Genomic DNA, 25,172 nt, shown 5'->3' on the forward strand with positions numbered 1-25,172 from the left:
TCCACCGATCAGGAGTTCCGCCATGTCCCTACCCCGTCGCGCCCTCGTGGCCGCCGCCGGCGCGGTCGCCGCCGCCCTCGTCCTGGCCGGCTGCGGCGGCTCCGCCACGGGCGCGTCCGCGGAGCTCGCCCCGGCCCGCGGCACCACCGCGCCGGACGGCACGGTGGTGAACCTGTCGCCGGACCAGGCCAGGATCACCACGCCCAGGGTCGACGCGATCGCCGCGCTCGTCCCGGAGGAGATCAGGAGAAAGGGGACGCTGACCGTCGTCGACTCGATCGGCACCACCCCGCCGCTGGACTTCTACGCGAACGACGACAAGACGATCATCGGCGTCGAGCCGGACCTCGCCTGGCTGATCGGCAACGTGCTGGGCCTGCGGGTCGAGTTCAACCCGGTCTCCTGGGAGAACATCTTCGTCGGCCTGGACAGCGGCAAGTACGACGTCGGCCTGTCCAACATCACCGTCACCGAGGCGCGCAAGGAGAAGTACGACTTCGCCACCTACCGCCTGGACGTCCTGGGCTTCGAGGCGAGGAAGGGCAGCGGGCTCAGGGTCACCGGCGCCGCGGACCTCGCCGGGAAGACGGTCGGTGTCGCCACCGGCACCAACCAGGAGAAGCTGCTGGTCGCCTGGAGCGAGGAGAACGTCAGGAACGGCCGCAAGCCGATCGACATCAAGTACTTCCAGGGCACCGAGTACTACCTGGCGCTCTCCTCCGGCCGGATCGAGGTCTACACCGGCCCCAACCCCAGTCTGGCCTTCCACGCCGTGCAGACCGGCGAGACCGAGGTCGTCGGCACCTACTCGGGCGGCGGCGCGGACGTCCTCGGCAAGATCGCGGCGACCACGAAGAAGGACAACGGGCTGGTCAAGGCGTTGCACGGGGCGATCGACGAGGTGATCAGGAACGGCAGCTACGGGCAGGTGCTCAAGCGCTGGGGCCTGGACGCCGAGGCCGTCCCGGCCTCCGAGATCAACCCGCCCGGGCTGCCCAAGTCGAATCCGTAGCCCCGGGGCGGGCCCGTTCACCTGTTCGTCCCCGCCCGCCGCTATGGTGACCCCCCGCCCGGAGAGCTCCGGGCGGGCGCGGTCGGGTTGGGGGAGGGCATGGAGAAGGGCGAGGTGCTCGGCGGTCGCTTCCGGCTGGAGCAGAAGCTGGGCAGGGGCGGGTTCGGCGTGGTCTGGCGGGCGACCGACACGACCATCGACCGGGAGGTCGCGGTCAAGGTGCTGCTCGCCGAGCACGCCACCGACCGGGAGGCGGTCAGCCGGTTCGTCCGCGAGGCCCGGACGGCCGGCGGCCTCAACAACCAGCACATCGTGACCGTGTACGACTACGGCTGGACCGAGACGGCCTCCGCCAGGATCCCGTACCTGGTGATGGAGCTGGTCCGCGGCCGGGTGCTGTCCGAGGTGCTCAAGGCGGGCCCGCCGGACCACAAGCAGGCGCTGCGCTGGATGCGGCACGTGTGCAAGGCGCTGGACGCCGCGCACCGCTCGGGGATCGTCCACCGGGACATCAAGCCCGAGAACGTGATGATCGGGGCGGGGGAGGAGCGGGCCAAGGTCCTGGACTTCGGCATCGCCCGGCTGGTCACCCAGACCGTCCGGCTCACCTCCACCGGCAACGTGGTCGGCACCGTCCCGTACCTGGCGCCGGAGTGCTGGTCCGGCGGCGCGGTGGACGGGCGGGCCGACCTCTACGCGCTCGGCGTCATGCTGTACGAGGTCTGCACCGGCGCCCGCCCGTTCCGGGCCGCCTCGGCCGCCGAGTACATGTACAAGCACCTGGAGGAGGTCCCGCCCCGGGTGCGCAGCAAGGACCCGGCGCTGGCCGCGCTGGTCGCCCAGCTGCTCGCCAAGCGGCCCGAGGACCGGCCGTCCGGCGCCGCCGAGGTGCTGGAGCGGCTGCGCGGCGTGCGGCCCGGGATGCTGCGCCCGGACGACCGCAGCCCGGAGCAGCTGCGCCGGCGGGCCGACCGGGCCTGGCGGCACGGCGAGGCCGGCGAGGCGGCGGAGGCGGTGGAGATCCTCGCCGCCCTCGTCCCCGACTTCGCCCGGATCTGCGGCCCCGAGGACCCGCGTACCCTGCGCACCTGCCACGACCTGGCCCTCTGGCTGGCCAGGGACGGCAGCCCGGGCGCCGCCGTCGAGCTGCTGGACGAGCTGGCCCAGGCGCCCGGCGCCACCCCGGAGGCCCGGGCGGACGCCCGGCGGGACCTCGCGCACTGGCAGCGGGAGGCCGCCCGGCTCGGCCCGGGCCGGCCGCGCGGGCTCGGGCTGGGGGCGCTGCTGGAGCCCGGCCGGGGGGACTGACCCGGCCGGGGCGCCGGGTGTCAACCGTGCGGGCCGCCGAGCCGGGGGCGCGGAGGGTGGGCGAACCGGGAGGATTTCGCCCACCGGGACGCTCTGGTCCGCCGCCCCCGCGCGTTGGTATACCTCGTTGCCGGACTCGGAGCGGCGTCCGCGCCGCCCCGACGAGCTGCGACGAAAGGCTGGTGACGGAACGATGAAGCTCCTGCGCGTCGGACCCGTGGGCGCCGAGCGCCCGGTCCTCCTGGGGGAGGACGGCACCGCGTACGACCTCTCGGGGCGGACCCGCGACCTCGACGGGGCGTTCCTGGCCGGGCTGGACCAGGCCGCGCTGGCCCGGGAGGCGGCCGCCGGCGCCCTGCCGGTCGTCGACCTGGACGGCCTGCGGGTGGGCGCCCCGGTGCCCCGGCCGGGCAAGGTGGTCGGCATCGGGCTCAACTACCGCGACCACGCGGCCGAGGCCGGGGCCGCGATCCCGGCCGAGCCGGTGGTCTTCCTCAAACCGGGCTCCACCGTGGTCGGCCCGTACGACGAGGTGCTGGTGCCGCGCGACGGCGAGAAGACCGACTACGAGGCCGAGCTGGCGGTCGTGATCGGCCGCACCGCCCGCTACCTGGACTCGCACGCCGAGGCGGCCGGGGTGATCGCCGGGTACACGATCGCCAACGACGTCACCGAGCGGGCCTTCCAGTTCGAGCGCGGCGGCCAGTGGGACAAGGGCAAGTCGGCGGAGACCTTCACCCCGCTCGGGCCCTGGCTGGTCACCCCCGACGAGGTGGCCGACCCGCAGGCGCTGACCCTGCGGCTGTGGGTCAACGGCGAGCAGCGGCAGCACGGCAGCACCGCCGAGATGGTCTTCCCGGTGCTCGAACTGGTCCGCTACGCCAGCCGGTTCATGGTGCTGGAGCCCGGCGACGTCCTCATCACCGGCACCCCGGCCGGGGTCACCCTGGGCCGCCCGGGCACCCCGTTCCTCGCCCCGGGCGACGTGGTCGAGATCGAGATCGACGGGCTCGGCCGCCAGCGCCAGGTGCTCGGCAAGGCCTGACCGCGAAGGCCGCCCGACCCTTGGCACGGGGGTCGGGAGCCCCGCCGCGGGCCGGCTCCGCCCGCGCCCTCACCCGGTGCCCAGCACCGCCCGCAGCCGCTCCACCCGCTCCGGCCGCGGGCCCTCCAGCGCCAGCAACCCCGCCAGCACCTCGGCCGTCTGCGGGTCGTGCAGCGCCGTCGCCGCCGCCATCGCGGTGAACTGGTCCACCAGCCAGTCGCGCAGCTCCGCCACCGGCACCGCGCGCCCCTCGTCCAGCCAGCTCAGCGACGCGCCCTCGACCACCGCGATCCACGAGCGCACCAGCAGCGTCAGCCGCGGCCCGGCGTCCCGCACGCCCAGGTGGCGCAGCGTGCGGCGCAGTGCCACCCGCCGGACGTCGTCCACGATCGCCGAGGTGCGGGCCGTCTCCACCACCGAACCGCCGCGCAGCAGCGCCGAGTAGCCCGCGTCGTGCTCGACCACGAAGGCGAAGTAGCCGTCCAGCACCGCGGCCAGCTGCTCGGACGGCCGCCCGCGCACCGGCACCGCGAAGCGGCTGGTCAGCTCGTCCGCCGCGGTGCGCAGCGCGGCCTCGTACAACTGCTGCTTGCCGCCCGCGAAGTAGCGGTACACCAGCGGTCGGGAGGCCCCGGCGGCCTCGGCGACGTCGTCCAGGCTCACCTCCTCCGGCGGCCGGGAGGCGAACAGCTCCAGGGCGACGGCGATCAGCTGCTCGCGCCGCTGCTGGACCGGCAGCCGCCGGTAGCCGGTGCGGCGCGGGCGCGGCCCGGGGTCGGCCGGGGCGGACGGCCGGCCGGTGGTGGGGGTGGGGCTGGCTTCCATGGCGGCCAGCGTAATGGGCGTCGGACGGATCGGATCCTGTCGCGCCGGACGGAGTTCCGCGGGCGGTGCGGCCCGCAAAGGGGTTGCAAAGCCGCCCCACCGCGCCATGATGGCCGGATGCGTGAAGAACTGATCACCGCCGATGGCGCCACCCCTCGCCGCATCGCCGACGACCACGTCCGCGAGCTGGCCGAGCTCGACCCGCTGACCGCGGTCTACCTCGGCCTCAACCCCGATGACGACCGGCTGCCCGACCTCTCCCCGGCCGGGCCCGAGGCCCTCGCCGACCTCGCCCGCCGCACCCTGGCGAAGCTCGACGAGGCCGAGCGGGCCGGCGCGGCCGAGGACGAGGCCGAGCGCCGCTGCGCCCGGCTGCTGCGCGAGCGGCTGACCGCCGAACTCGCCGTCCACGAGGCGGGGGAGGGCTTCCGCTCGCTGCGCAACCTCGGCTCCCCGGTGCACGACCTGCGGGAGTCCTTCACCCTGATGGGGACGGACACCGAGGAGCAGTGGGAGGTGATCGGCCGCCGTCTGGCGAAGGTCCCGACGGCGTTCGAGCAGTACCGGCGGACGCTGGCGGAGGGCGTCGAGCGCGGCCTGCTCTCCGGCCCGCGCCAGGTGGCCACGGTGCTCGGGCAGTTCGCCGAGTGGCTGGGCGAGGACACGCCGCAGGAGGAGCGGGTCCCCGGCGGCTGGTTCGGCCAGTTCGTCCAGGCCGCGCCGGAGGGCGTGCGCCCCGCTCTGACGGAGCAGGCGGTGGCCGCCGCCGCGGCGCTGGCCCGGCTGCGCGACTGGCTGCGCGACGTGTACGGCCCGGCCGTGGCCGGCGCCCCGGACACCGTGGGCCGGGAGCGCTACGTCCGCTGGGTGCGCTACTGGACGGGCGCCGACCTCGACCTCGACGAGGCCTACGCCTGGGCGTGGAGCGAGTTCCACGACCTGCTGGCGCAGATGGAGGCCGAGGCCGAGAAGGTCCTGCCGGGTGCCGGTCCGCTGGCGGCGATGCGCTGGCTGGAGACGGAGGGCCCGGCCATCGAGGGCGCCGAGGCGGCCCGGGAGTACCTCCAGGGCCTGATGGACCAGGCCGTCCGGGACCTCCAGGGCACCCACTTCGACCTCGCCGAGCCGGTCACCCGGGTCGAGTCGCGGATCGCCCCGGCCGGCAGCGCCGCCGCGCCGTACTACACCGCGCCCTCGCTGGACTTCAGCCGGCCCGGGCGGACCTGGCTGCCGCTGGTCGGCCGGGACAGCTTCCCGGTGTGGGACCTGGTCTCCACCTGGTACCACGAGGGCGTCCCGGGCCACCACCTCCAGCTCGCGCAGTGGAACTACGTCGCCGACCGGCTCTCCACCTACCAGGTGAGCATCGGCGGGGTGAGCGCCAACCTGGAGGGCTGGGCGCTGTACGCCGAGCGCCTGATGGACGAGCTCGGCTACCTCACCGACCCGGGCCACCGCCTGGGCTACCTCAACGCGCAGATGATGCGCGCGCTGCGGGTCATCGTCGACATCGGCATGCACGTGGGCCTGGACTTCCCGGCGGACTCCCCGTACCGGCCGGGCGAGCCGGTCGCCCCGGAGCACGCCCGGGAGTTCTTCGGCCTGTACTGCGGCCTGTCCGCGGACTTCCTGGACAGCGAGCTGGTCCGCTACCTGGGCCTGCCCGGCCAGGCGATCGGCTACAAGCTCGGCGAGCGCGCCTGGCTGCGCGGACGCGCGGCGGCGAAGGCGGCGCACGAGGCGCGCGGCGAGGAGTTCGACCTCAAGGCCTGGCACATGGCGGCGCTCTCGCAGGGCTCGCTGGGGCTGGACGACCTCGTCGCGGAGCTCTCGGCGCTCTGATCGCGGCGCGCCGGCCCCGCGGCGCTCCGACCACCGCGGGACCAGGCCCCCGGGGCTCCGTCCGGAGTCCCGGGGGCCCGGTGCTTTCGCCCGGGATGTCACATTTGGTGAGGTCTTTCCTTGCCATCCGTCCGGAGCGGGGTTTGGCTGGAAGGCGACTGCGTGACCTTTCCGCCCCACTCCGGAAGGCTCGACCAGTGACTGCACACACCGTCGGCAGTCATGAGGACGCGGACCGTCGCCGCTGGTGGGCGCTGGCAGTCATCGCCACCGCCCAGCTCATGATCGTGCTCGACATCACCATCGTGAACATCGCACTGCCGTCCGCCCAGCGGGACCTGGGCATCTCGGACGCCGACCGGCAGTGGGTGATCACCGCCTACACGCTCGCCTTCGGCGGCCTGCTGCTGCTCGGCGGCCGGCTGGGCGACCTCTTCGGCCGCAAGCGCGTCTTCACCGTCGGCCTGCTGGGCTTCGCGCTCGCCTCCGCCCTCGGCGGTGCGGCGGTCAGCCCCGCCATGCTCTTCGGCGCCCGCGCCCTCCAGGGCGCGTTCGGCGCCCTGCTCGCCCCCTCCGCGCTGGGGCTGCTCTCCACCACCTTCTCCGACCCCCGCGAACGCAGTACGGCCTTCGGCATCTTCGGCGCCATCGCCGGCGGCGGCTCCGCGATCGGCTTCATCGCCGGCGGGCTGCTGACCGAGTACCTGGACTGGCGCTGGTGCCTGTTCGTCAACGTGCCGATCGCCGCCGTCACCGCCTTCGCGGCCTTCAGCGTGCTGCACCGCGACCACGTCGGGAAGGCCCGCCGGATGCCGCTGGACCTGCCCGGAGCGCTGCTCGGCTGCGGCGGCCTGCTCGCGATCGTCTACGGCACCTCCGAGGCCGTGAACCGGGGGTGGAGCGACGGCCTGGTGCTCGGCTCGCTGGTGCTCGGCGCCGCGCTGCTCGCGGTGTTCGTCCTGGTCGAACGCCGCAGCGCGCACCCGCTGCTGCCGGTGCACGTCGTGGCCGACCGCAACCGGGGCGGCGGCGCGCTCTCGGTCGGCCTGGCGATGGTCGGGATGTTCGGCCTGTTCCTGTTCCTGACGTACTACCTCCAGGCCATCAAGCACTTCTCGCCGATCGTGTCCGGGCTGTCCTTCCTGCCCATGACGGGCGCCATCATCCTGAGCTCGACGGGCTTCGCGGCCCGGATGATGACCAGGGTGCCGTCCCGGAACCTGATCGGCCCCGGCCTGCTGCTCGCCGCGGGCGGCATGGCCTGGCTGACCGGGATGCGGGTGGACAGTCCGTGGGCCGGCATGGTGCTGCCCGCGGAGCTGCTGATCGGCCTCGGCATGGGCCTGGTGTTCATGCCGGCCATGAGCCTGGCCACCCTCGGGGTCGCCCCGAACGAGGCCGGCGCGGCCTCGGCCACCATCAACTCCGCCCAGCAGGTGGGTGGTTCGGTCGGCACGGCGCTGCTGAACACGGTCGCCGCGAGCGCCACGGCGGGCTTCCTGGCCACCCGGGTCGCCTCCGACCCGGTGGTGCGGGCGCAGGGCGCGGTGCACGGCTACGTGGTCGCGACCTGGGTGGCGACGGGCGTGCTGCTGCTGGCCGCGCTGGTCGCGGTGCTGCTGGTCGACCACCGACCGGAGCGCGGTGAGGCCACCGCGGTCGAGGCCGCCGCCGTCGAGGGCGGCGCGGTCGGGGGTGCCGCGCGGGCGGGGTCCGCCGGCGCGGCGGTGGACGGGCGGCCGAGCCCGCGGGCCGTCGCCCGGGCCGACGTCCGGGCGAACCCCGGGACGGGGGCCGAGGGCCGGGCGGAGGCGGGGCGGGAGCGGCCACCGGGCGACTGAAATTTGCAGCAAGGTCTTGCAGTCAACCTCCGGCGCCTGCTTGACTCCTGGCACCGTCCGGGATCAAGGAGGCGCCGTGCTGCCCGAGTTCGACCTGCTCGTCGTCGGCGGTGCCGGCGTGGACACCATCGTCCGGGTCGAGCGGCTGGAGGTCCCGCCCGGCGACTCCCAGCTCGTCGGACCGGTGCACGACTACGTCGGCCACACCGGCAACGGCGTCGCCCTCGGCGCCCACCACCTCGGCCTGCGCACCGCGTTCGTCGACTTCCTCGGCGACGACCCGCAGGGTGAGCTGGTCCGCGCCCACTACGCGCGCCACGGCCTGCACTTCGCGTACCGGGTGAGCCCGCACGGCACTCCGCGGGGCGTCAACCTGGTGGACGCGGTCGGCCGCCGGTTCTCCTTCTTCGACGCCCGCCACCCGGCCGACCTGCGGCTGCCGCGCGAGTTCTACCTGCCGTACGCCGAGCGCAGCCGGCACGTCCACCTGTCCATCACCGGCGTCAACCGGGACATGGGCGAGGACCTGCGCCGCCTCGGCCGCACCACCTCCACCGACCTGCACGACTGGGACGGCGTCGAGCCGTACCACCGGGAGTACGCGCTCGGCGCCGACCTGGTCTTCCTCTCCGCGGCCGGCTGCCCCGGGCGGCACGAGGAGGTGATGCGGGCGATCCTCGCGGAGGGGCGCGCCCGGGTGGTCGTCGCCACCGCCGGGGCCGCCGGCTGCCACCTGCTCACCCGGGACGACCCCGAGCCGCGCCACCTGCCGGCCGTCGACCCGGGGCGCCCGGTGGTGGACACCAACGGCGCCGGGGACGCCTTCGTGACCGGCTTCCTGTACGCGTGGTTCCGGGGTCGTTCGCCGCTGGACTGCGCCCGGGCCGGTACGGTGGCCGGTGCCTTCGCCTGCACCGCCGCCGGCACGCACACCGCCTTCGTCGGCGCCGCCGAGCTGGACGCCGTGCTCGCCACCCGGTGACGGCCGGGGGGCGCGGGCGGGCGACGGGTTTCTCATCGAGCTCCCAGGAGCCCGTCACGCCCTTTCGAGGCTGAGGCGCCATAGTCGTGCACCGAACGCCGCCCCCCGAACGCCCCGGCAGGAGAACCAGGCATGGGCAAGCACCGCCGCCAGAGCTCGCGCCGCCGCAGGCTGCTGGCCCCGTCCCTGTTCACCGCACTGTGCGCGGTGGCGGTCGCCGCCGTGCTGACCGGGACGCACGGACTGGACCTGTCCGACACCACCGCCGCCGGGAAGGCGGCCCGCGGCACCCGCGCCGCCGCGCCCCTCCAGGCCGCCGACCCGGCGACGGCGGCCGCGCCCGCGCGGGTCGCCGCCCCCTCGCCCGCCGCCAGCCCGAGCGCCGCCGCGGCCGACACCGCCGCCCCGGGCGACCCCACCGCCCCGGCGGCGGCCGGCGCGACGGCCGCCCCCGCCCCCGTTCTCGGCACCACCGCTCCGGCCCCGGCCGGCGACCGCGAGACCGGGACGGTCGGCGCGCTGTTCAGCGGCACGGCCGAGGCCGGCCACCACTTCTGCACCGCCAGCGTGCTGCACAGCCCCGCCGGCAACCTGCTGCTGACCGCCGCGCACTGCCTCAGCAGCACCGACGGCGTCACCTTCGTCCCCGGCTACCGCGACGGCTCCGCCCCGTACGGCGCCTGGCGGGTGACGGCGATCCACACCACCGCCGGCTGGGCCCAGAAGGGCGACGTGGACGAGGACTTCGCGATCCTGGAGACGGCCCCCAACGGCGGGCGCAACGTCGAGGACGTGGTCGGCGGCAACCGGCTGGGGGCCGACGAGCCCTTCGGGGCCACCGTCCGGCTCTACGGCTACCCGGCCGACGCCGAGGAGCCCAGCCTCTGCACCAACACCACCGGCCGGCAGAGCGCCTACCAGCGCGTCATCCAGTGCCCGGCCTACCCGGCCGGCACCAGCGGCGGGCCGTGGATCGACACCGCCACCGGCGAGGTGGTCGGCGCCATCGGGGGCTACCAGCAGGGCGGCGACACCGACGACACCTCGTACAGCGCCTACTTCGACCACACCATCGCGGACCTCTACACCCAGGCCGAGGCCTCCGCCTGAGCCCCGGGCCCGCCCCCGGCGGGCTCCGGGCGACCATCCCCGGAACACGACGAAGGCCCAGAACCGTGGGTCAACTCCACTGGTCTGGGCCTCATGTGGCACTTCGTGCGAAGTGCCCCCGGTAGGATTCGAACCTACGCACCCGCCTCCGGAGGGCGGTGCTCTATCCCCTGAGCTACGGGGGCCTGCTGGCCTGTCGGCCGCTCGCGCTTCCGACATGAAGAACAGTAGCAGGTGAAACCACCGGCCCGTGCACGGGTTTCCCGGAAGATCGTCCGAGCCGCGTTCCCGGCGGGGGGAGCGGCCGGGGGCGGCGGGGGAGCGGAAGTGCCCAAAGGCCGGACGGGGCGGCGGGGCCGCCGATACCCTCGGTGAGGTGTCGGGAGTGTCCGGGCGGGTCCTCGTGGTGGACGACAGCGAGGTGATCCGCCAGCTGATCAGGGTCAACCTGGAGCTCGAAGGCTTCGAGGTGGTGACCGCCGCCGACGGCGCCGAGTGCCTGGAGGTCGTCCGCCGGGTGCGGCCCGACGTGGTGACGCTGGACGTGGTGATGCCGCGGCTGGACGGCCTGCGGACGGCGGCCCGGCTGCGCGCGACGCCGGACACCTGCGGACTGCCGATCGCGATCGTGAGCGCCTGCACCCCGGCGGACCTCGACCTGGGGGAGACGGTCGGGGTGGACGGCTACCTGGGCAAGCCCTTCGACCCGGCCGACCTGGTGGCGCTGGTCCGGCGCCTGATGCGCTCCACCGGGCGGTTCGAGGGCCCGGCCGCCGGGCCGCCCCGCCGCTGTTCGCCCTGAGCGAACACGGCGCACCGACCGGGGCCCAGGGCCCGTAACCACGGCGCACCGGCGTCTCGACGGGCAAACCGGGTGGCGGGCGGGCCCCCCGTCTCGCCTACGCTTGGCGTCGTGACCCCCGCAGACCTTTCCCAGGCAATCCAGGCCGCAGTGAGCTCCGCCGTCGAGGCGGGCGAGCTGGCCGTCGCCGTGCCCGAGCACGTGACGGTCGAGCGGCCCAAGAACAGGGACCACGGCGACTACGCGACCAACGTGGCCCTCCAGCTCGCCAAGGCGGCCGGCAAGCCGCCGCGAGCCGTTGCCGAACTGCTGGCCGACCGCCTGCGAGGGATCACCGGCGTCGCCCGGGTCGACATCGCCGGTCCGGGCTTCCTGAACATCACCCTGGACACCGCCACCGCGGGCGCGCTGGCGCGCACCGTCGTCGAGGCGGGCGAGGCCTACGGCCGCAACGACGCCCTCAAGGGCCTGAAGATCAACCTGGAGTTCGTCTCCGCCAACCCGACCGGCCCGATCCACATCGGCGGCGTCCGCTGGGCCGCCGTCGGCGACTCGCTGGCGCGGGTGCTGCGGGCCTCCGGCGCCGACGTCACCACCGAGTACTACCTCAACGACGCCGGCGTGCAGATCAGCAAGTTCGCCGCCTCGCTGCAGGCCGCCGCGAACGGCCGCGAGGTGCCCGAGGGCGGCTACGTCGGCGAGTACATCGTCGACATCGCCAAGGCCCTCACCGACGCCGTGCCCGGCGTGCTCGACCTGCCCGAGGCCGAGCAGCTGGAGGTCTTCCGCACCGAGGGCCTCAAGCTCATGGTGGCCGACATCAAGCGCTCGATGGACGAGTTCGGCACCCACTTCGACGTGTGGTTCTCGGAGAGGACGCTGCACGACTCGGGCGCCGTCGGGAAGGCCATCGAGCGGCTGCGCGAGCAGGGCCACGTCTTCGAGAAGGACAGCGCGGTCTTCCTGCGCACCACCGACTTCGGCGACGACAAGGACCGCGTCCTGGTCAAGGCCGACGGCGACACGACCTACTTCGCCGCCGACGCCGCGTACTACCTCTCCAAGCGGGACCGCGGCGCCGAGGTCGCGCTCTACATGCTGGGCGCCGACCACCACGGCTACGTCAACCGCCTCAAGGCCATCGCGGCCTGCGCGGGCGACGACATGGACCGCAACATCGAGATCAGGATCGGCCAGTTCGTGAAGATGCTTCGCGACGGCGAAGAGGTCCGCATGTCCAAGCGTGCGGGCAACATCATCACGATCGACGACGTGGTCGAGTGGATCGGCGTCGACGCCGCCCGCTACACCCTGGCGCGCTCCTCCACGGACTCCACGATCACGCTGGACATCAACGTCCTCACCAGCCAGACCAACGAGAACCCGGTCTTCTACGTCCAGTACGCCCACACCCGGATGTGCGGCGTCGCCCGCAAGGCCGCCGAGCTGGGCGTGGACAAGGGCACGGCCGAGCAGTTCAAACCCGAGCTGCTCGCCACCGAGTGGGAGTCCGACGTGCTCGGCCACCTCGCGGAGTTCCCGCGCGTGCTGGCCACGGCGGGCGAGCTGCGCGAGCCGCACCGGGTCGCGCGCTACCTGGAGGACCTCGCGGGCAAGTACCACCGCCTGTACGAGAACTGCATGTTCCTGCCCAAGGGCGACGAGGAGCTCACCGACACGCACCGCGCCCGCCTCTGGCTGGTCGAGGCGACGCGCACCGTGCTCGCCAACGGCCTCACGCTCCTGGGCGTGACGGCGCCCGAGCGGATGTAGGCACCACCCCCAAGCGCACGGCGGGGGCGGCTGACGGTCAACGGGGACCGTCGCCGCCCCTCGCCATAGGCCTCGAATGGACTGGCACACAGCATGAGTCGCTCCGCACACCCCGCAGGGCCCCGCCACGGCGACGTCCTGCCCGAGGGCCACTACCAGGCCCCGCCCGCCGACCTGAACGCGCTCGATCCGAAGGTCTGGTCGCGCACCGTCACCCGTGACGCCGACGGCGTGGCCACCGTCGGCGGGGTCGACGTCCGGCGGCTGGCCGCCGAGTTCGGCACCCCCGCCTACGTGCTGGACGAGGAGGACTTCCGCAGCCGGGCGCGCGCCTGGCGGGACGCCTTCGGCACCGAGGCGGACGTGTACTACGCCGGAAAGGCCTTCCTCTCCAAGGCCGTGGTGCGCTGGCTGCACGAGGAGGGCCTCAACCTCGACGTGTGCAGCCCGGGCGAGCTGGCGGTCGCGCTGGCCGCCGGGATGCCGCCGCAGCGGCTCGCGCTGCACGGCAACAACAAGTCGCCGGACGAGCTCGAACACGCGGTGAAGAGCGGCGTCGGGCGCATCGTGGTCGACTCCTACGAGGAGATCGGGCGCCTGGCCGCGATCGCCGCCCGCCAGGGCGTGCGCCAGCCGGTGCTGGTCCGGATCACCGTCGGCGTCGAGGCGCACACCCACGAGTTCATCGCCACCGCGCACGAGGACCAGAAGTTCGGCCTCTCGCTGAACGGCGGCGCGGCCGCCGAGGCGGTGCGCCGGGTGCTCGGCCACGACAGCCTGGAGCTGCGCGGCATCCACTCGCACATCGGGTCGCAGATCTTCGACATGGCGGGCTTCGAGGTCGCCGCCCGCCGGGTGGTCGGCCTGCTCGCGGAGATCCGCGACGAGCACGGCGTCCAGCTGCCCGAGATCGACCTCGGCGGCGGCCTGGGCATCGCCTACACCAGCGAGGACGACCCGCGCGAGCCGGCCGAGATCGCCGCCGCGCTGGCCGGCATCGTCCGCCGCGAGTGCGCCGCCGCCGACCTGGACGCCCCCCGGCTGAGCGTGGAGCCGGGCCGGGCGATCGTCGGCCCGACGGCGTTCACCCTGTACGAGGTGGGCACCGTCAAGCCGCTGGAGGGCCTGCGCACCTACGTCAGCGTGGACGGCGGGATGTCCGACAACATCCGCACCGCGCTCTACGACGCCGAGTACTCGGTGGCGCTGGTGTCGCGCACCAGCGAGGCCGAACCGATGCTGGTGCGGGTGGTCGGCAAGCACTGCGAGTCCGGCGACATCGTCGTGCGGGACGCCTTCCTGCCGGCCGACCTGGCCGCGGGCGACCTGATCGCGGTGCCCGCCACCGGCGCCTACTGCCGGTCGATGGCGAGCAACTACAACCACGCCCTCAAGCCCCCCGTGCTCGCCGTCAGGGACGGCGCGGCGCGGGTGATCGTCCGGCGCGAGACGGAGGAGGATCTCCTGCGTCTGGATATCGGATGACGAAATCCTCGTCTCAGATCATGGAACGACCGTAGATCCGTACGGAAAGTCCCGGAGACTGGTACGGACCGAATTTTCCGGTGGTCCAGGAAATCCCGCCGGAAACACGAAGCAGATGAAGGCAGAGCGGAGTCGGATGATGCGTACGCGCCCGCTGAAGGTGGCGTTGCTGGGTTGTGGTGTGGTGGGCTCCGAGGTGGCGCGCATCATGACGACGACGGCCGACGACCTCGCCGCTCGCATCGGCGCTCCGGTCGAGCTGGCCGGGATCGCGGTGCGCCGGGCCGGGCGCGCCCGGCCCGGCGTCCCCGAGCACCTGATCACCACCGATGCCGAGGCCCTGGTCAACCGGGGCGACATCGACGTGGTGGTCGAGGTGGTGGGCGGCATCGAGCCGTCCAAGTCGCTGATCCTCTCCGCCTTCCAGCGGGGCGCCTCGGTGGTCAGCGCCAACAAGGCGCTGCTCGCCAAGGACGGCACCGAGCTGCACGCCGCGGCCGCCGCGGCCGGGGTGGACCTGTACTACGAGGCCGCGGTGGCGGGCGCGATCCCGCTGCTGCGCCCGCTGCGCGAGTCCCTCGCGGGCGACAAGGTCAACCGGGTGCTGGGGATCGTCAACGGCACCACCAACTTCATCCTCGACAAGATGGACACCACCGGCGCCGGCTACTCGGAGGCGCTGGAGGAGGCCACCGCGCTGGGCTACGCCGAGGCCGACCCGACGGCCGACGTCGAGGGCTTCGACGCCGCCGCCAAGGCCGCGATCCTGGCCGGCATCGCCTTCCACACCAAGGTCACCGCGGCGGACGTCTACCGCGAGGGCATCACCGAGGTGACGGCGGCCGACATCGCCTCGGCCAAGGAGATGGGCTGCGTGGTCAAGCTGCTCGCGATCTGCGAGCGGGCCGCGGACGGCGGGTCCGTCACCGCGCGCGTCCACCCCGCGATGATCCCGCTGTCGCACCCGCTGGCCTCCGTCCGCGAGGCCTACAACGCGGTGTTCGTCGAGGCCGAGGCGGCCGGCCGGCTGATGTTCTACGGCCCCGGCGCGGGCGGCTCGCCGACCGCCTCCGCGGTGCTCGGCGACCTGGTCGCGGTCTGCCGCAACAAGCTGGCCGGCGCCACGGGGCCCGGTGACTCGGTGTACACCCGGCTCCCGGCCAAGCCGATGGACGAGGTGGTCACCCGCTACCACGTCAGCCTGGACGTGGACGACCGCGCGGGCGTGCTCGCCCAGGTGGCGTCCGTCTTCGCCGAGCACGGGGTGTCCATCGACACCGTGCGCCAGCAGGGCCGCGACGGCGACGCCTCGCTCGTCGTGGTCACCCACCGTGCCACCGACGCCGCGCTGTCGGCGACGGTCGACAAGCTCCGCGCGCTGGACAGCGTGCGGGACGTGGCCAGCATCATGCGGGTCGAAGGGGAATAAGGAACCAGCCATGAACGCCGTTGCCGAGAACGTCGTCCGAGGCGCGCACACCCACCAGTGGCGCGGCCTGATCGAGGAGTACCGGGACCGCCTGCCGGTCACCGCGGCCACCCCGGTGGTCACCCTGTTGGAGGGCGGCACGCCGCTGGTCCCGGCCCAGGTGCTGTCCGAGCGCACCGGCTGCGAGGTCTACCTCAAGGTCGAGGGCGCCAACCCGACCGGCTCCTTCAAGGACCGCGGGATGACGATGGCCATCTCCCGGGCGAAGGAGGAGGGCGCGCGGGCCGTCATCTGCGCCTCCACGGGCAACACCTCGGCCTCCGCCGCCGCGTACGCGGTGCGGGCCGGGATGGTCTGCGCGGTGCTCGTCCCGCAGGGCAAGATCGCCCTCGGCAAGATGGGCCAGGCGCTGGTGCACGGCGCCCGGATCCTCCAGGTCGACGGGAACTTCGACGACTGCCTCACCCTTGCGCGTGAACTGTCCGAGAAGTACCCGGTGGCGCTGGTCAACTCGGTCAACCCGGTGCGGATCGAGGGCCAGAAGACCGCGGCCTTCGAGATCGTCGACATGCTCGGCGACGCCCCGGACATCCACGTCCTGCCGGTCGGCAACGCGGGCAACATCACCGCGTACTGGAAGGGCTACCGCGAGTACGCCGCGGACGGCCTGGCCTCCCGCACCCCGCGGATGTGGGGCTTCCAGGCCTCCGGTTCGGCCCCGATCGTGGACGGCGCGCCGGTGCTCAAGCCGCAGACCATCGCCACCGCGATCCGGATCGGCAACCCGGCCTCCTGGGACTTCGCGCTCGCCGCGCGGGACGAGTCCGGCGGCCTCGTCGACAAGGTGACGGACCGTCAGATCCTCTTCGCGTACCGGCTGTTGGCCTCGCAGGAGGGCGTCTTCGTGGAGCCCGCCTCGGCCGCCTCGGTGGCCGGTCTGCTGGCCAAGGCGGAGGCCGGCCTGGTCGACCCGGGCCAGCGGATCGTCTGCACCGTCACCGGCAACGGCCTGAAGGACCCGGACTGGGCGGTGGCCGGCGCGCCGCAGCCGCAGGTCGTCCCGGTCGACCCGGAGGCGGCCGCCCGCAGCCTGGGACTGCTCGACCGGTAACGGGGCCTGGCGCCCCGACGGGCCGACCCTTTTGAGGGGTCGGCCCGTCGGAGTTCTCCGATGACACTTTTGTGTCAATCGGGCCGCGCGCCGCCGGCCGTTCGCGCCCCCCTCCCCGGCGGAGGGGGGCGCGCATTCCGGCCAGAACCGGCAACACACCAGATCGAAGGCCCACGGGGTGTACCGCTGGGGAACCTCTCTTCGATACTCTGGCCTCGGCCGTGTGGCACATGCCCCGGGCCCGGCGGGTCCGGGCCGCGCCGACCGCCGCGACCGCCCGCCCCCCCGAGGGGCCGCGGTCCGTTCCCCGCCCTCGCACCGACGACGCGCTCCGCGCCGCCCGATTTCCCCAGGAGAGTCCACCGCATGGCCGGTCCCGCGTTCCGTGCCGCCGCCGTCCGGGTCAGGGTTCCCGCGACCAGCGCCAACCTCGGCCCGGGCTTCGACGCCTTCGGGCTCGCGCTGGGTCTGTACGACGACGTGGTCGTCCGGGTCGCCGACTCCGGCCTCTCCGTCGACATCGCCGGCGAGGGCGCCGACACGCTGCCGCGCGACGAGCGCCACCTGCTGGTCCGCTCGATGCGCGCCGCCTTCGACCGGCTCGGCGGCCAGCCGCGGGGCCTCGAAGTGGTCTGCGCCAACCGGATACCGCACGGCCGCGGCCTCGGCTCCTCCTCGGCCGCCATCTGCGCCGGCATCGTGGCCGCCCGCGCGGTGACCATCGGCGGCCCGTCCGCGCTGGACGACGACGCGCTGCTGGCCCTCGCCTCCGAGCTGGAGGGCCATCCGGACAACGTCGCGGCCTGCCTGCGCGGCAACTTCACCATCGCCTGGACGGACGAGGAGTCGGCCAGGGCGGTCGCGCTGGAGCCGTCCGAGCAGGTCGTCCCGGTGGTGTTCGTACCGGCCGGCGCGGTGCTCACCGAGACCGCCCGCGGCCTGCTGCCCAGGACCGTCCCGCTGGCCGACGCCGCCGTCAACGCCGGCCGCTCCGCCCTGCTGGTGGAGGCGCTCACCCGGCGCCCCGAGCTGCTCCTCGCCGCCACCGAGGACCGGCTGCACCAGGACTACCGCGCCTCCGCGATGCCGGACAGCGCCGCGCTGGTCGGCGCCCTGCGCGCCGAGGGCGTCCCCGCGGTCATCTCCGGGGCCGGACCGACCGTCCTGGCGCTCACCGACGAGGCGGGCGCCGACAAGGTGCTCTCCTTCGCCGGGCACCACGGCCACGGCGGCGACCCGGCGTTCGCCGCGCACCGGCTGGACGTCGACCGCACCGGGGCCGTCGTGCTCCCGCTGGACGTCTGAGCAGCCCGAACGGGCCGCTCGGGCCCCGGCCCCGGCGCCCTTCCGGGCCGGGTCGGACGGACACGATTGGCAAGCGCAAGGCTGGGGAATGTCTGAGGGGGTCGGTAGTGTTAACCTCATTGCTGCACCAGGTGCCCTCCGGGGCTAGGTGCGCCGCGTCCCGATCCCAGCGCTCCACGGCAGTGGAGCCCCGGCGATGCACGGGGCGACGATTCTCCGGGAGCCCACCGCAGCGCGTACGCAGCCTGCCTGCGCGACATGCGGCCGCATCCCGAAGCCGTGACGGCACCTGACTCCCACCCGCGGCCTCCCACCAACGAGGCCAGGACGGGCGGAGCGCGGGCCACCGTCACGCGACGGGGGCCCGGGATTCGCAGGAAGCGTGGGGGTTACGCCCTCAGGGGAGGTCGACACACGACCGGCCCACGCGCCACTCAGCACCACCGTGCTTCATGCACCGCACCTCGTACGCACCTCTCCCTCGACGGGCTCCCGCCATTCGAGGGCCACCGCCTCGGACCGACGCAGTCGAGCGTTGGTCAGGACAGCACAACCGGTCGCCGAGCCAGACAGGCCGACGTCCGCTCCAGGGAAGGACCCTTAGTGAGCGACTCCACCGATCTGATGGGCGCGCGCCCGGACGCCGACGCGTCTGACGCTGCCGCCGCCCCCGCTGCCCCGGCGCGGCGCCGCCGCAGTGCCGCCGCGGGCCTGGACGGCATGGTCCTGGCCGAGCTCCAGAAGCTCGCCGCGGACCTTGGCATCACCGGTACCGGACGCATGCGCAAGAGCCAGCTGATCGAGACCATCAAGGAGAAGAGCGGCGGGGACCCGCTGCTCGCCTCGGGTGGCACCGCCCCGGCCGCCAAGCGCGCCGCCACCAAGGCGGACGCCGAGGCCGCCCCGGCCGAGAAGCCGGCCCGCCGCACCAGGGCCGCCGCCAAGGCGGACGCCGAGGCCGCCCCGGCCGCCGCCGCCGAGCCGCAGACCCCGATCGAGATCCCGGTCCAGGCCGCCGCGGAGACCGCCGCCCCCGCCCGGGCCGAGCGCACCCGCCGCCGCGCCACCTCGGCCGCCGGCGCGCCCACCGCCCCGGCCGCCGCGGAGGCCGCCGCCGAGCCCGCCACCGTCGCGGTCGCCGAGCCGAAGCAGGCCGAGGGCCGCCCGGCCGAGACCCGCGGCTTCGAGGGCCGCGAGGACGGCCGCGAGAGCCGTCGCGACCGCCGCGAGCGGCGTGAGCGCCGCGACGGCGCCGAGCGCACCGAGCGCCAGGAGGGCGGCGAGGCGCAGGACGGCGAGGGCCGCGAGTCGCGCCGCGACCGCCGCAACCGCCGCGAGCGCGCCGACCGCCAGTCCCAGCAGGGCGGCGGCCAGCAGCAGGGCGGCCAGGCCGACCAGCAGGGCCGTCAGGCCCAGCAGGCCCAGCAGCCGCAGGCCCAGCAGGGCGGCTACGAGGACGACGAGTTCGGCGAGGGCCGCCGGGGCCGACGCGGGCGCTACCGCGACCGCCGCGGCCGGCGCGGGCGCGACGGCTTCGAGGCCGGCACCGTCGAGCCGCAGATCGGCGAGGACGACGTCCTGATCCCGGTCGCGGGCATCCTCGACATCCTCGACAACTACGCGTTCGTGCGGACCTCCGGCTACCTGCCGGGCCAGAACGACGTCTACGTCTCGCTCGCCCAGGTCCGCAAGAACGGCCTGCGCAAGGGTGACGCCATCACCGGTGCGGTGCGCCAGCCGCGCGAGGGCGAGCGCCGCGAGAAGTTCAACGCCATGGTGCGGCTGGACTCCGTCAACGGCATGGACCCGGAGAGCGGCCGCGGCCGTCCCGAGTTCAACAAGCTCACCCCGCTCTACCCGCAGGAGCGGCTGCGCCTGGAGACCGACCCGGGCGTGCTGACCACCCGGATCATCGACCTGGTGTCGCCGATCGGCAAGGGCCAGCGCGGTCTGATCGTCGCGCCGCCGAAGACCGGCAAGACCATGGTGCTCCAGGCGGTCGCCAACGCGATCACCCACAACAACCCCGAGTGCCACCTGATGGTCGTCCTGGTCGACGAGCGTCCGGAGGAGGTCACCGACATGCAGCGGTCGGTGAAGGGCGAGGTCATCTCCTCGACCTTCGACCGCCCGGCCGAGGACCACACCACCGTCGCCGAGCTGGCCATCGAGCGCGCCAAGCGCCTGGTCGAGCTGGGCCACGACGTGGTCATCCTGCTGGACTCGATCACCCGCCTCGGCCGCGCCTACAACCTGGCGGCGCCGGCCTCCGGCCGCATCCTGTCCGGTGGTGTCGACTCGACCGCGCTGTACCCGCCGAAGAAGTTCTTCGGTGCCGCGCGCAACATCGAGAACGGCGGCTCGCTGACCATCCTGGCCACCGCGCTGGTCGAGACCGGCTCGCGCATGGACGAGGTGATCTTCGAGGAGTTCAAGGGCACCGGCAACATGGAGCTCAAGCTCGACCGCAAGCTCTCGGACAAGCGCATCTTCCCGGCCGTCGACGTGGACGCCTCCAGCACCCGCAAGGAGGAGATCCTGCTCGGCAACGAGGAGTTGGCCATCGTCTGGAAGCTGCGCCGGGTGCTGCACGCGCTCGACTCGCAGCAGGCGATCGAGCTGCTCCTGGACAAGATGAAGCAGACCAAGAGCAACGCCGAGTTCCTGATGCAGATCGCCAAGACCACCCCCGGCTCCAACGACTGACCGTAGCCGGACGGCTGTCGAAGCACGGAACCCCGGACCGCGCGAGCGGTCCGGGGTTCCGTGCGTCCGGACCGCTTTGTTCCAGAGTCGGGACATCTTGGGAGTCTTTGGATCATGTTGTCCGATTTACCCTGGAGCGTATGGCCGAGCACAAGAGGGTCCCGAGTCGCCGCCGCAGAGTCCTGCGGACGGCCGCCTGCGCGTTCGCCGCGCTCGTCGTCCTCGGCGCCGGTGCGGCCCTCTTCGCCTACTTCCGGTTCAACGGGAACATCAAGAGCGTCGACATCGACGCCCGGCTCGGCGACGCCCGGCCGCCGGCCGCCACCGACGGCTCCTTCAACGTCCTGGTGCTCGGCTCCGACTCGCGCTCCGGCGACAACGCCTCGGCGGCCGGCGGGGACACCGGCGGCACCGCCCGCTCGGACACCGCGATGGTGGTGCACGTCAACCAGGACCACTCCGCCGCCCAGGTCGTCTCGATCCCGCGCGACACCCTGGTCACCCGCCCCGACTGCACCGACGGGAACGGCAGGACGGTGCCCGGCGCCAAGCGCGCGATGTACAACAGCGCCTTCGAGAGCGGCGGCGCGGTCTGCGCGGTCAAGACCACCGAGCAGCTCACCGGGCTGCGCATGGACCACTACCTCCAGGTCGACTTCGTGGGCTTCGCCCGGGTCGTGGACGCGATAGGCGGGGCCACCGTGACCACCACGGTGGCCATCCACGACAAGGACAGCGGGCTCGACCTGCCGCCCGGTGAGCACCACCTCGACGGGCAGCAGGCGCTGGCCTTCGTGCGCACCCGGCACGGCGTCGGCGACGGCAGCGACCTCGGCCGGATCGAGCTCCAGAAGCAGATGGTGCGGTCGCTGCTGAAGCAGGTCGGGGGGAGCGGGATGCTGACCAACCCCGTCCGGCTCTGGTCCGTCGGCGACACCGTGACCAGGAGCATCACCACCGACTCCGCGCTCGGCTCGGTGAACTCGCTGGTCGGGCTCGCCCAGGAGCTCAAGGGGATAGGCCCGGACCAGCTGAGCATGGTCACCCTGCCGGTGGAGACGGCCCCCGGCGACGCGAACCGGGTGGTCCCGCTCCAGCCGCAGGCCGGGCAGGTCTGGGCGGCCCTCAAGGCCGACCAGCCGTTCCCGTCGGCGGTCGTCTCCGCGCAGCCGGAGAACCCCGCCCAGGCGGCCCCCACGGCCGCTGCGCCGGCCTCCCCGTCGGCCTCCGCGCGCAGCACGGCGAAGCCGGGCGCCAGGGCGGCCACCGGACGCTGAGCGGGGCCCGGAATATCCCGGAACGCGCCCCGGTTTGGGAAGATGCGGCCGGTCCTGGCAGACTGGTCCGTCGGTCCCGGTTCACGTGCGGCGTTCCCGCCGCCGACCCGGTGCCCTCCCGAAACCTAGGAGAACCCCTTGAAGCCCAACGTTCACCCCGAGTACGTGGTCACGCGCGTGACCTGCACCTGCGGCGCCGAGTTCACCACCCGCTCGACCGAGACCAGCGGCGAGATCCGCGCCGAGGTCTGCTCGCAGTGCCACCCGTTCTACACCGGCAAGCAGAAGATCCTCGACACCGGTGGCCGCGTGGCCCGCTTCGAGGCCCGCTTCGGCAAGCAGCACAGCGCGAAGGCCTAGCGCTCCCTCGGCGCCGGTTCCCGGTGCCCCCGTACTCGTTGTCGGGGGCGCTGGGGGCCGGCGCCGTTCGCGTCCCCCCGCGCGTTCCGCACGATCCGCTCCCCCCCACGTCTCCGAGTCCCCGGGAAGAAGGCCACCCCATGTTCGAGGCAGTCGAAGAGCTCCTCGTCGAGCACGCCGACCTCGAAACGAGGCTGGCCGACCCGTCCGTCCACGCGGACCAGAACAACGCCCGCAAGCTGGCCAAGCGGTACGCCGAGCTGACCCCGATCACCCGGGCCTACCGGCAGTGGCGGCAGGCCGGCGAGGACATCGAGGCCGCGCGCGAACTCGCCGCCGAGGACCCGGAGTTCCTCGCCGAGGTGAAGGACTCCGAGGCGCGCCGCGACGAGCTGACCGAGGAGCTGCGGATGCTGCTCGTCCCGCGCGACCCGAGCGACGACAAGGACGTCATCCTGGAGATCAAGGCGGGCGAGGGCGGCGAGGAGTCCGCGCTCTTCGCCGGCGACCTGCTCCGGATGTACCTGCGCTACGCCGAGCGGGTCGGCTGGAAGACCGAGATCATCGACTCCAACGAGTCCGACCTCGGCGGCTACAAGGACGTCTCGGTGGCCGTGAAGACCAAGGGGAGCCTGACGAACCCCGACGGCTCGCCCGGCCAGGGCGTCTGGGCCCGGCTGAAGTACGAGGGCGGCGTGCACCGCGTGCAGCGCGTGCCCGCCACCGAGTCGCAGGGCCGCATCCACACCTCCGCGGCGGGCGTGCTGGTCACCCCCGAGGCGGAGGAGGTCGAGGTCGAGATCCACGCCAACGACCTGCGGATCGACGTCTACCGCTCCTCCGGCCCCGGCGGCCAGTCGGTCAACACCACCGACTCCGCGGTCCGGATCACCCACCTGCCGACCGGTATCGTGGCGTCCTGCCAGAACGAGAAGAGCCAGCTCCAGAACAAGGAGCAGGCGATGCGCATCCTGCGTTCGCGGCTGCTGGCCGCCGCGCAGGAGGAGGCCGAGCGGGAGGCCTCGGACGCGCGCCGCAGCCAGGTCCGCACGGTGGACCGCTCCGAGCGGATCCGCACGTACAACTACCCCGAGAACCGCATCTCGGACCACCGCACCGGGTTCAAGGCCTACAACCTGGACCAGGTCCTGGACGGCGACCTGAACGCGGTGATCCAGTCCTGCGTGGACAAGGACGCGGCGGCCAAGCTCGCCGCGGCCCAAGAGAACTGAGACCGGCGCGCCCCAGCCCCGCGTCCCGCCGAAGCCGGAGCGCAGAAACAAGAGGTCGTACGGATGAACCTGCTGCTCGCCGAGGTGGCCCAGGCCACCCAGCGGTTGGCCGCGGCCGGCGTGCCGTCGCCGCGCTTCGACGCGGAGGAGCTCGCCGCCTACGTCCACCGCGTCAAGCGCAGCCAGTTGCACACGGTGAAGGACGCCGACTTCGACGCCCGCTACTGGGAGGCGGTCTCCCGCCGCGAGGCGCGCGAGCCGCTCCAGCACATCACCGGGCGGGCGTTCTTCCGCTACCTCGAACTGGAGGTCGGCCCCGGGGTGTTCGTGCCCCGGCCGGAGACCGAGACGGTCGTCGAGTGGGCGATAGACGCGGTGCGCGACATGGACGTGGCCGAGCCGCTGGTGGTGGACCTGTGCTCCGGCTCCGGCGCGATCGCGCTCGCCCTGGCGCAGGAGCTGCCGCGCTCGACGGTGCACGCCTTCGAGCTGGACGAGGGCGCGCTGGAGTACACCCGGCGCAACATCGAGGCCAGCCCGGACCGTGCCAGGGTCACCCTGCACGCCGGTGACGCCACCCGGGCCTTCGAGGACGACCGCTCCTGGGACGGCCGCTTCGACCTGGTCATCTCCAACCCGCCGTACATCCCGCTCACCGAGTGGGAGTACGTCGCGCCGGAGGCCCGCGACCACGACCCGCAGATGTCGCTGTTCTCCGGCGAGGACGGCCTGGACACCATCCGCGGCATCGAGCGGGTCGCGGCCCGGCTGCTGCGCCCGGGCGGCGCGGTGGTGATCGAGCACGCCGACCAGCAGGGCGGCCAGGTGCCGTGGATCTTCAACGAGGAACACGGCTGGACGGACACCGCCGACCACCGTGACCTGAACAACCGGCCGCGCTTCACGACCGCCCGCAGGGCCGGGTCGTGAACGGTCGGGCACAGGACGACCGCCCGCAGGGCCGGGTCGTGAACCGTCGGGCACAGGACGACCGCCCGCAGGGCCGGGCTGTGAACGCAGTGACGGCCGTCGTGACTGCCGTGAGCCACTCCGGAAGGGGACCGCACCGATGAGCCGCCGCTACGACTGTGCCGATGCCGGGGACCGCGCCACCGGTCTGCGCGAGGCCGCCTCGGCCATCCGCCGCGGCGAACTCGTCGCGTTGCCCACCGACACCCTCTACGGGGTCGGTGCGGACGCCTTCTCCCCGGAGGCCGTCGGCGAGCTGATGGCCGCCCGCGGCCGCGGCCGCACCACCCCCTCCCCGGTGCTGGTCGGCTCGCCGACCACCCTGCACGGCCTGGTCACCGACTTCTCCGAGCAGGCCTGGGAGCTGGTCGACGCCTTCTGGCCCGGCGGGCTCACCCTCGTCGCCCGGCACCAGCCCTCGCTGCGCTGGGACCTCGGCGACACCCGCGGCACCGTGGCGGTCCGGATGCCGCTGCACCCGGTCGCCATCGAGCTGCTGAACGCCACCGGCCCGCTGGCCGTCTCCAGCGCCAACCGGATCGGCGGGGCGGCCCCGCTGACCTGCGACGAGGCGCAGTCCCAGCTCGGCGACGCGGTCTCGGTCTACCTGGACGGCGGCGCGGCCGAGGCCGCCGCGACCTCGTCGATCGTCGACGTCACCGGCAAGGTCCCGGTGCTGCTGCGGGCCGGGGCGATCAGTGTCGAGCAGCTGAGGGAGGTCGTCCCCGACCTGGAGGCCGGCAGTTGACGCCGACCGC

Annotated in this window: 20 protein-coding genes and 1 tRNA gene; 19 read left to right on the top strand and 2 right to left on the bottom strand. The window is 73.7% G+C overall.

Translation table 11 applies throughout. The features are described from left to right. Positions 1-22: 22 nt before the first annotated feature. The 3 genes from ACH5AR_RS21335 (at position 23) to ACH5AR_RS21345 (ending at position 3,365) form a co-directional block, all read left to right on the top strand. Positions 23-1,012 carry an ABC transporter substrate-binding protein gene (locus ACH5AR_RS21335; RefSeq protein WP_396303020.1) on the top strand — a complete coding sequence of 330 codons (990 nt, stop codon included), beginning with the start codon at positions 23-25 and terminating at the stop codon, positions 1,010-1,012. 99 nt (positions 1,013-1,111) lie between these two features. Further along, positions 1,112-2,320, top strand: a complete 1,209-nt coding sequence (locus ACH5AR_RS21340; RefSeq protein ID WP_396303021.1) for a serine/threonine-protein kinase — start codon at positions 1,112-1,114, stop codon at positions 2,318-2,320. Between the two features lie 193 nt (positions 2,321-2,513). Next, positions 2,514-3,365, top strand: coding sequence for a fumarylacetoacetate hydrolase family protein (locus tag ACH5AR_RS21345; protein ID WP_396303022.1), 852 nt, complete (start codon positions 2,514-2,516; stop codon positions 3,363-3,365). Between the two features lie 69 nt (positions 3,366-3,434). On the opposite strand, the gene ACH5AR_RS21350 is transcribed toward ACH5AR_RS21345, so the two are convergent. Beyond that, positions 3,435-4,190, bottom strand: coding sequence for a TetR/AcrR family transcriptional regulator (locus tag ACH5AR_RS21350; RefSeq protein ID WP_396303023.1), 756 nt, complete (start codon positions 4,188-4,190; stop codon positions 3,435-3,437). A gap of 117 nt (positions 4,191-4,307) precedes the next feature. Between ACH5AR_RS21350 and ACH5AR_RS21355 the strand changes: the two genes are divergently transcribed. The 4 genes from ACH5AR_RS21355 (at position 4,308) to ACH5AR_RS21370 (ending at position 9,965) form a co-directional block, all read left to right on the top strand. Next, positions 4,308-6,032, top strand: a complete 1,725-nt coding sequence (locus ACH5AR_RS21355; protein WP_396303024.1) for a DUF885 domain-containing protein — start codon at positions 4,308-4,310, stop codon at positions 6,030-6,032. Between the two features lie 197 nt (positions 6,033-6,229). Beyond that, entirely contained in the window at positions 6,230-7,873 is a 1,644-nt protein-coding gene (locus ACH5AR_RS21360) for an MFS transporter (RefSeq protein WP_396303025.1), read from the top strand. A gap of 76 nt (positions 7,874-7,949) precedes the next feature. Next, entirely contained in the window at positions 7,950-8,855 is a 906-nt protein-coding gene (locus ACH5AR_RS21365) for a carbohydrate kinase family protein (RefSeq protein WP_396303026.1), read from the top strand. A gap of 132 nt (positions 8,856-8,987) precedes the next feature. Beyond that, complete coding sequence (locus ACH5AR_RS21370; protein ID WP_396303027.1) at positions 8,988-9,965, top strand: trypsin-like serine peptidase; 978 nt, start codon at positions 8,988-8,990, stop codon at positions 9,963-9,965. Positions 9,966-10,078: 113 nt separating this feature from the next. Here the strand turns inward: ACH5AR_RS21370 and ACH5AR_RS21375 are convergent. Further along, positions 10,079-10,150 (bottom strand) — tRNA-Arg (locus tag ACH5AR_RS21375). A gap of 200 nt (positions 10,151-10,350) precedes the next feature. Here ACH5AR_RS21375 and ACH5AR_RS21380 point away from each other — a divergent pair. From ACH5AR_RS21380 to ACH5AR_RS21435, 12 genes are all read left to right on the top strand, one after another. Next, entirely contained in the window at positions 10,351-10,767 is a 417-nt protein-coding gene (locus tag ACH5AR_RS21380; RefSeq protein ID WP_396303201.1) for a response regulator transcription factor, read from the top strand. Positions 10,768-10,878: 111 nt separating this feature from the next. Then, positions 10,879-12,540: an arginine--tRNA ligase gene (gene argS / locus ACH5AR_RS21385; protein ID WP_396303028.1), complete on the top strand. Its 1,662-nt coding sequence runs from the start codon at positions 10,879-10,881 to the stop codon at positions 12,538-12,540. A gap of 93 nt (positions 12,541-12,633) precedes the next feature. Further along, entirely contained in the window at positions 12,634-14,025 is a 1,392-nt protein-coding gene (gene lysA / locus ACH5AR_RS21390) for a diaminopimelate decarboxylase (protein WP_396303029.1), read from the top strand. A gap of 136 nt (positions 14,026-14,161) precedes the next feature. Further along, a complete protein-coding gene (locus ACH5AR_RS21395) occupies positions 14,162-15,454 on the top strand; it encodes a homoserine dehydrogenase (protein WP_396303030.1) in 1,293 nt (430 codons plus the stop codon). Between the two features lie 10 nt (positions 15,455-15,464). Next, positions 15,465-16,565 (top strand): threonine synthase, encoded by a 1,101-nt coding sequence (thrC, locus tag ACH5AR_RS21400; RefSeq protein ID WP_396303031.1) that lies wholly within the window; start codon positions 15,465-15,467, stop codon positions 16,563-16,565. 366 nt (positions 16,566-16,931) lie between these two features. After that, positions 16,932-17,870: a homoserine kinase gene (gene thrB, locus ACH5AR_RS21405; RefSeq protein WP_396303032.1), complete on the top strand. Its 939-nt coding sequence runs from the start codon at positions 16,932-16,934 to the stop codon at positions 17,868-17,870. Between the two features lie 603 nt (positions 17,871-18,473). Then, a complete protein-coding gene (gene rho / locus ACH5AR_RS21410) occupies positions 18,474-20,576 on the top strand; it encodes a transcription termination factor Rho (RefSeq protein ID WP_396303033.1) in 2,103 nt (700 codons plus the stop codon). Between the two features lie 140 nt (positions 20,577-20,716). Beyond that, complete coding sequence (locus ACH5AR_RS21415) at positions 20,717-21,853, top strand: LCP family protein (protein ID WP_396303034.1); 1,137 nt, start codon at positions 20,717-20,719, stop codon at positions 21,851-21,853. 138 nt (positions 21,854-21,991) lie between these two features. Then, a complete protein-coding gene (gene rpmE, locus ACH5AR_RS21420; RefSeq protein WP_030057539.1) occupies positions 21,992-22,213 on the top strand; it encodes a 50S ribosomal protein L31 in 222 nt (73 codons plus the stop codon). Between the two features lie 140 nt (positions 22,214-22,353). Continuing rightward, positions 22,354-23,445 (top strand): peptide chain release factor 1, encoded by a 1,092-nt coding sequence (gene prfA / locus ACH5AR_RS21425; protein WP_396303035.1) that lies wholly within the window; start codon positions 22,354-22,356, stop codon positions 23,443-23,445. Between the two features lie 63 nt (positions 23,446-23,508). Further along, a complete protein-coding gene (gene prmC / locus ACH5AR_RS21430) occupies positions 23,509-24,375 on the top strand; it encodes a peptide chain release factor N(5)-glutamine methyltransferase (protein WP_396303036.1) in 867 nt (288 codons plus the stop codon). Between the two features lie 139 nt (positions 24,376-24,514). After that, the gene (locus tag ACH5AR_RS21435; protein ID WP_396303037.1) at positions 24,515-25,162 is read left to right on the top strand and encodes an L-threonylcarbamoyladenylate synthase; all 648 of its coding nucleotides are present in this window, start codon (positions 24,515-24,517) and stop codon (positions 25,160-25,162) included. Positions 25,163-25,172 lie beyond the last annotated feature (10 nt).

Origin of the sequence: Kitasatospora sp. NPDC018619 (assembly GCF_044391605.1) — a bacterium.
In the GTDB taxonomy this organism is placed as follows: Bacteria; Actinomycetota; Actinomycetes; order Streptomycetales; family Streptomycetaceae; genus Kitasatospora.

What these genes read in the sequence shown, in the direction of transcription:
- lysA (WP_396303029.1), top strand. Translation starts at nt 12,634, where the DNA reads ATGAGTCGCTCCGCACACCCCGCAGGGCCCCGCCACGGCGACGTCCTG.
- ACH5AR_RS21435 (WP_396303037.1), top strand. Translation starts at nt 24,515, where the DNA reads ATGAGCCGCCGCTACGACTGTGCCGATGCCGGGGACCGCGCCACCGGT.
- ACH5AR_RS21350 (WP_396303023.1), bottom strand. Translation starts at nt 4,190, where the DNA reads ATGGAAGCCAGCCCCACCCCCACCACCGGCCGGCCGTCCGCCCCGGCC.
- ACH5AR_RS21355 (WP_396303024.1), top strand. Translation starts at nt 4,308, where the DNA reads ATGCGTGAAGAACTGATCACCGCCGATGGCGCCACCCCTCGCCGCATC.
- prfA (WP_396303035.1), top strand. Translation starts at nt 22,354, where the DNA reads ATGTTCGAGGCAGTCGAAGAGCTCCTCGTCGAGCACGCCGACCTCGAA.
- ACH5AR_RS21370 (WP_396303027.1), top strand. Translation starts at nt 8,988, where the DNA reads ATGGGCAAGCACCGCCGCCAGAGCTCGCGCCGCCGCAGGCTGCTGGCC.
- ACH5AR_RS21340 (WP_396303021.1), top strand. Translation starts at nt 1,112, where the DNA reads ATGGAGAAGGGCGAGGTGCTCGGCGGTCGCTTCCGGCTGGAGCAGAAG.
- ACH5AR_RS21395 (WP_396303030.1), top strand. Translation starts at nt 14,162, where the DNA reads ATGATGCGTACGCGCCCGCTGAAGGTGGCGTTGCTGGGTTGTGGTGTG.
- ACH5AR_RS21415 (WP_396303034.1), top strand. Translation starts at nt 20,717, where the DNA reads ATGGCCGAGCACAAGAGGGTCCCGAGTCGCCGCCGCAGAGTCCTGCGG.
- prmC (WP_396303036.1), top strand. Translation starts at nt 23,509, where the DNA reads ATGAACCTGCTGCTCGCCGAGGTGGCCCAGGCCACCCAGCGGTTGGCC.
- thrB (WP_396303032.1), top strand. Translation starts at nt 16,932, where the DNA reads ATGGCCGGTCCCGCGTTCCGTGCCGCCGCCGTCCGGGTCAGGGTTCCC.
- ACH5AR_RS21345 (WP_396303022.1), top strand. Translation starts at nt 2,514, where the DNA reads ATGAAGCTCCTGCGCGTCGGACCCGTGGGCGCCGAGCGCCCGGTCCTC.
- thrC (WP_396303031.1), top strand. Translation starts at nt 15,465, where the DNA reads ATGAACGCCGTTGCCGAGAACGTCGTCCGAGGCGCGCACACCCACCAG.
- ACH5AR_RS21335 (WP_396303020.1), top strand. Translation starts at nt 23, where the DNA reads ATGTCCCTACCCCGTCGCGCCCTCGTGGCCGCCGCCGGCGCGGTCGCC.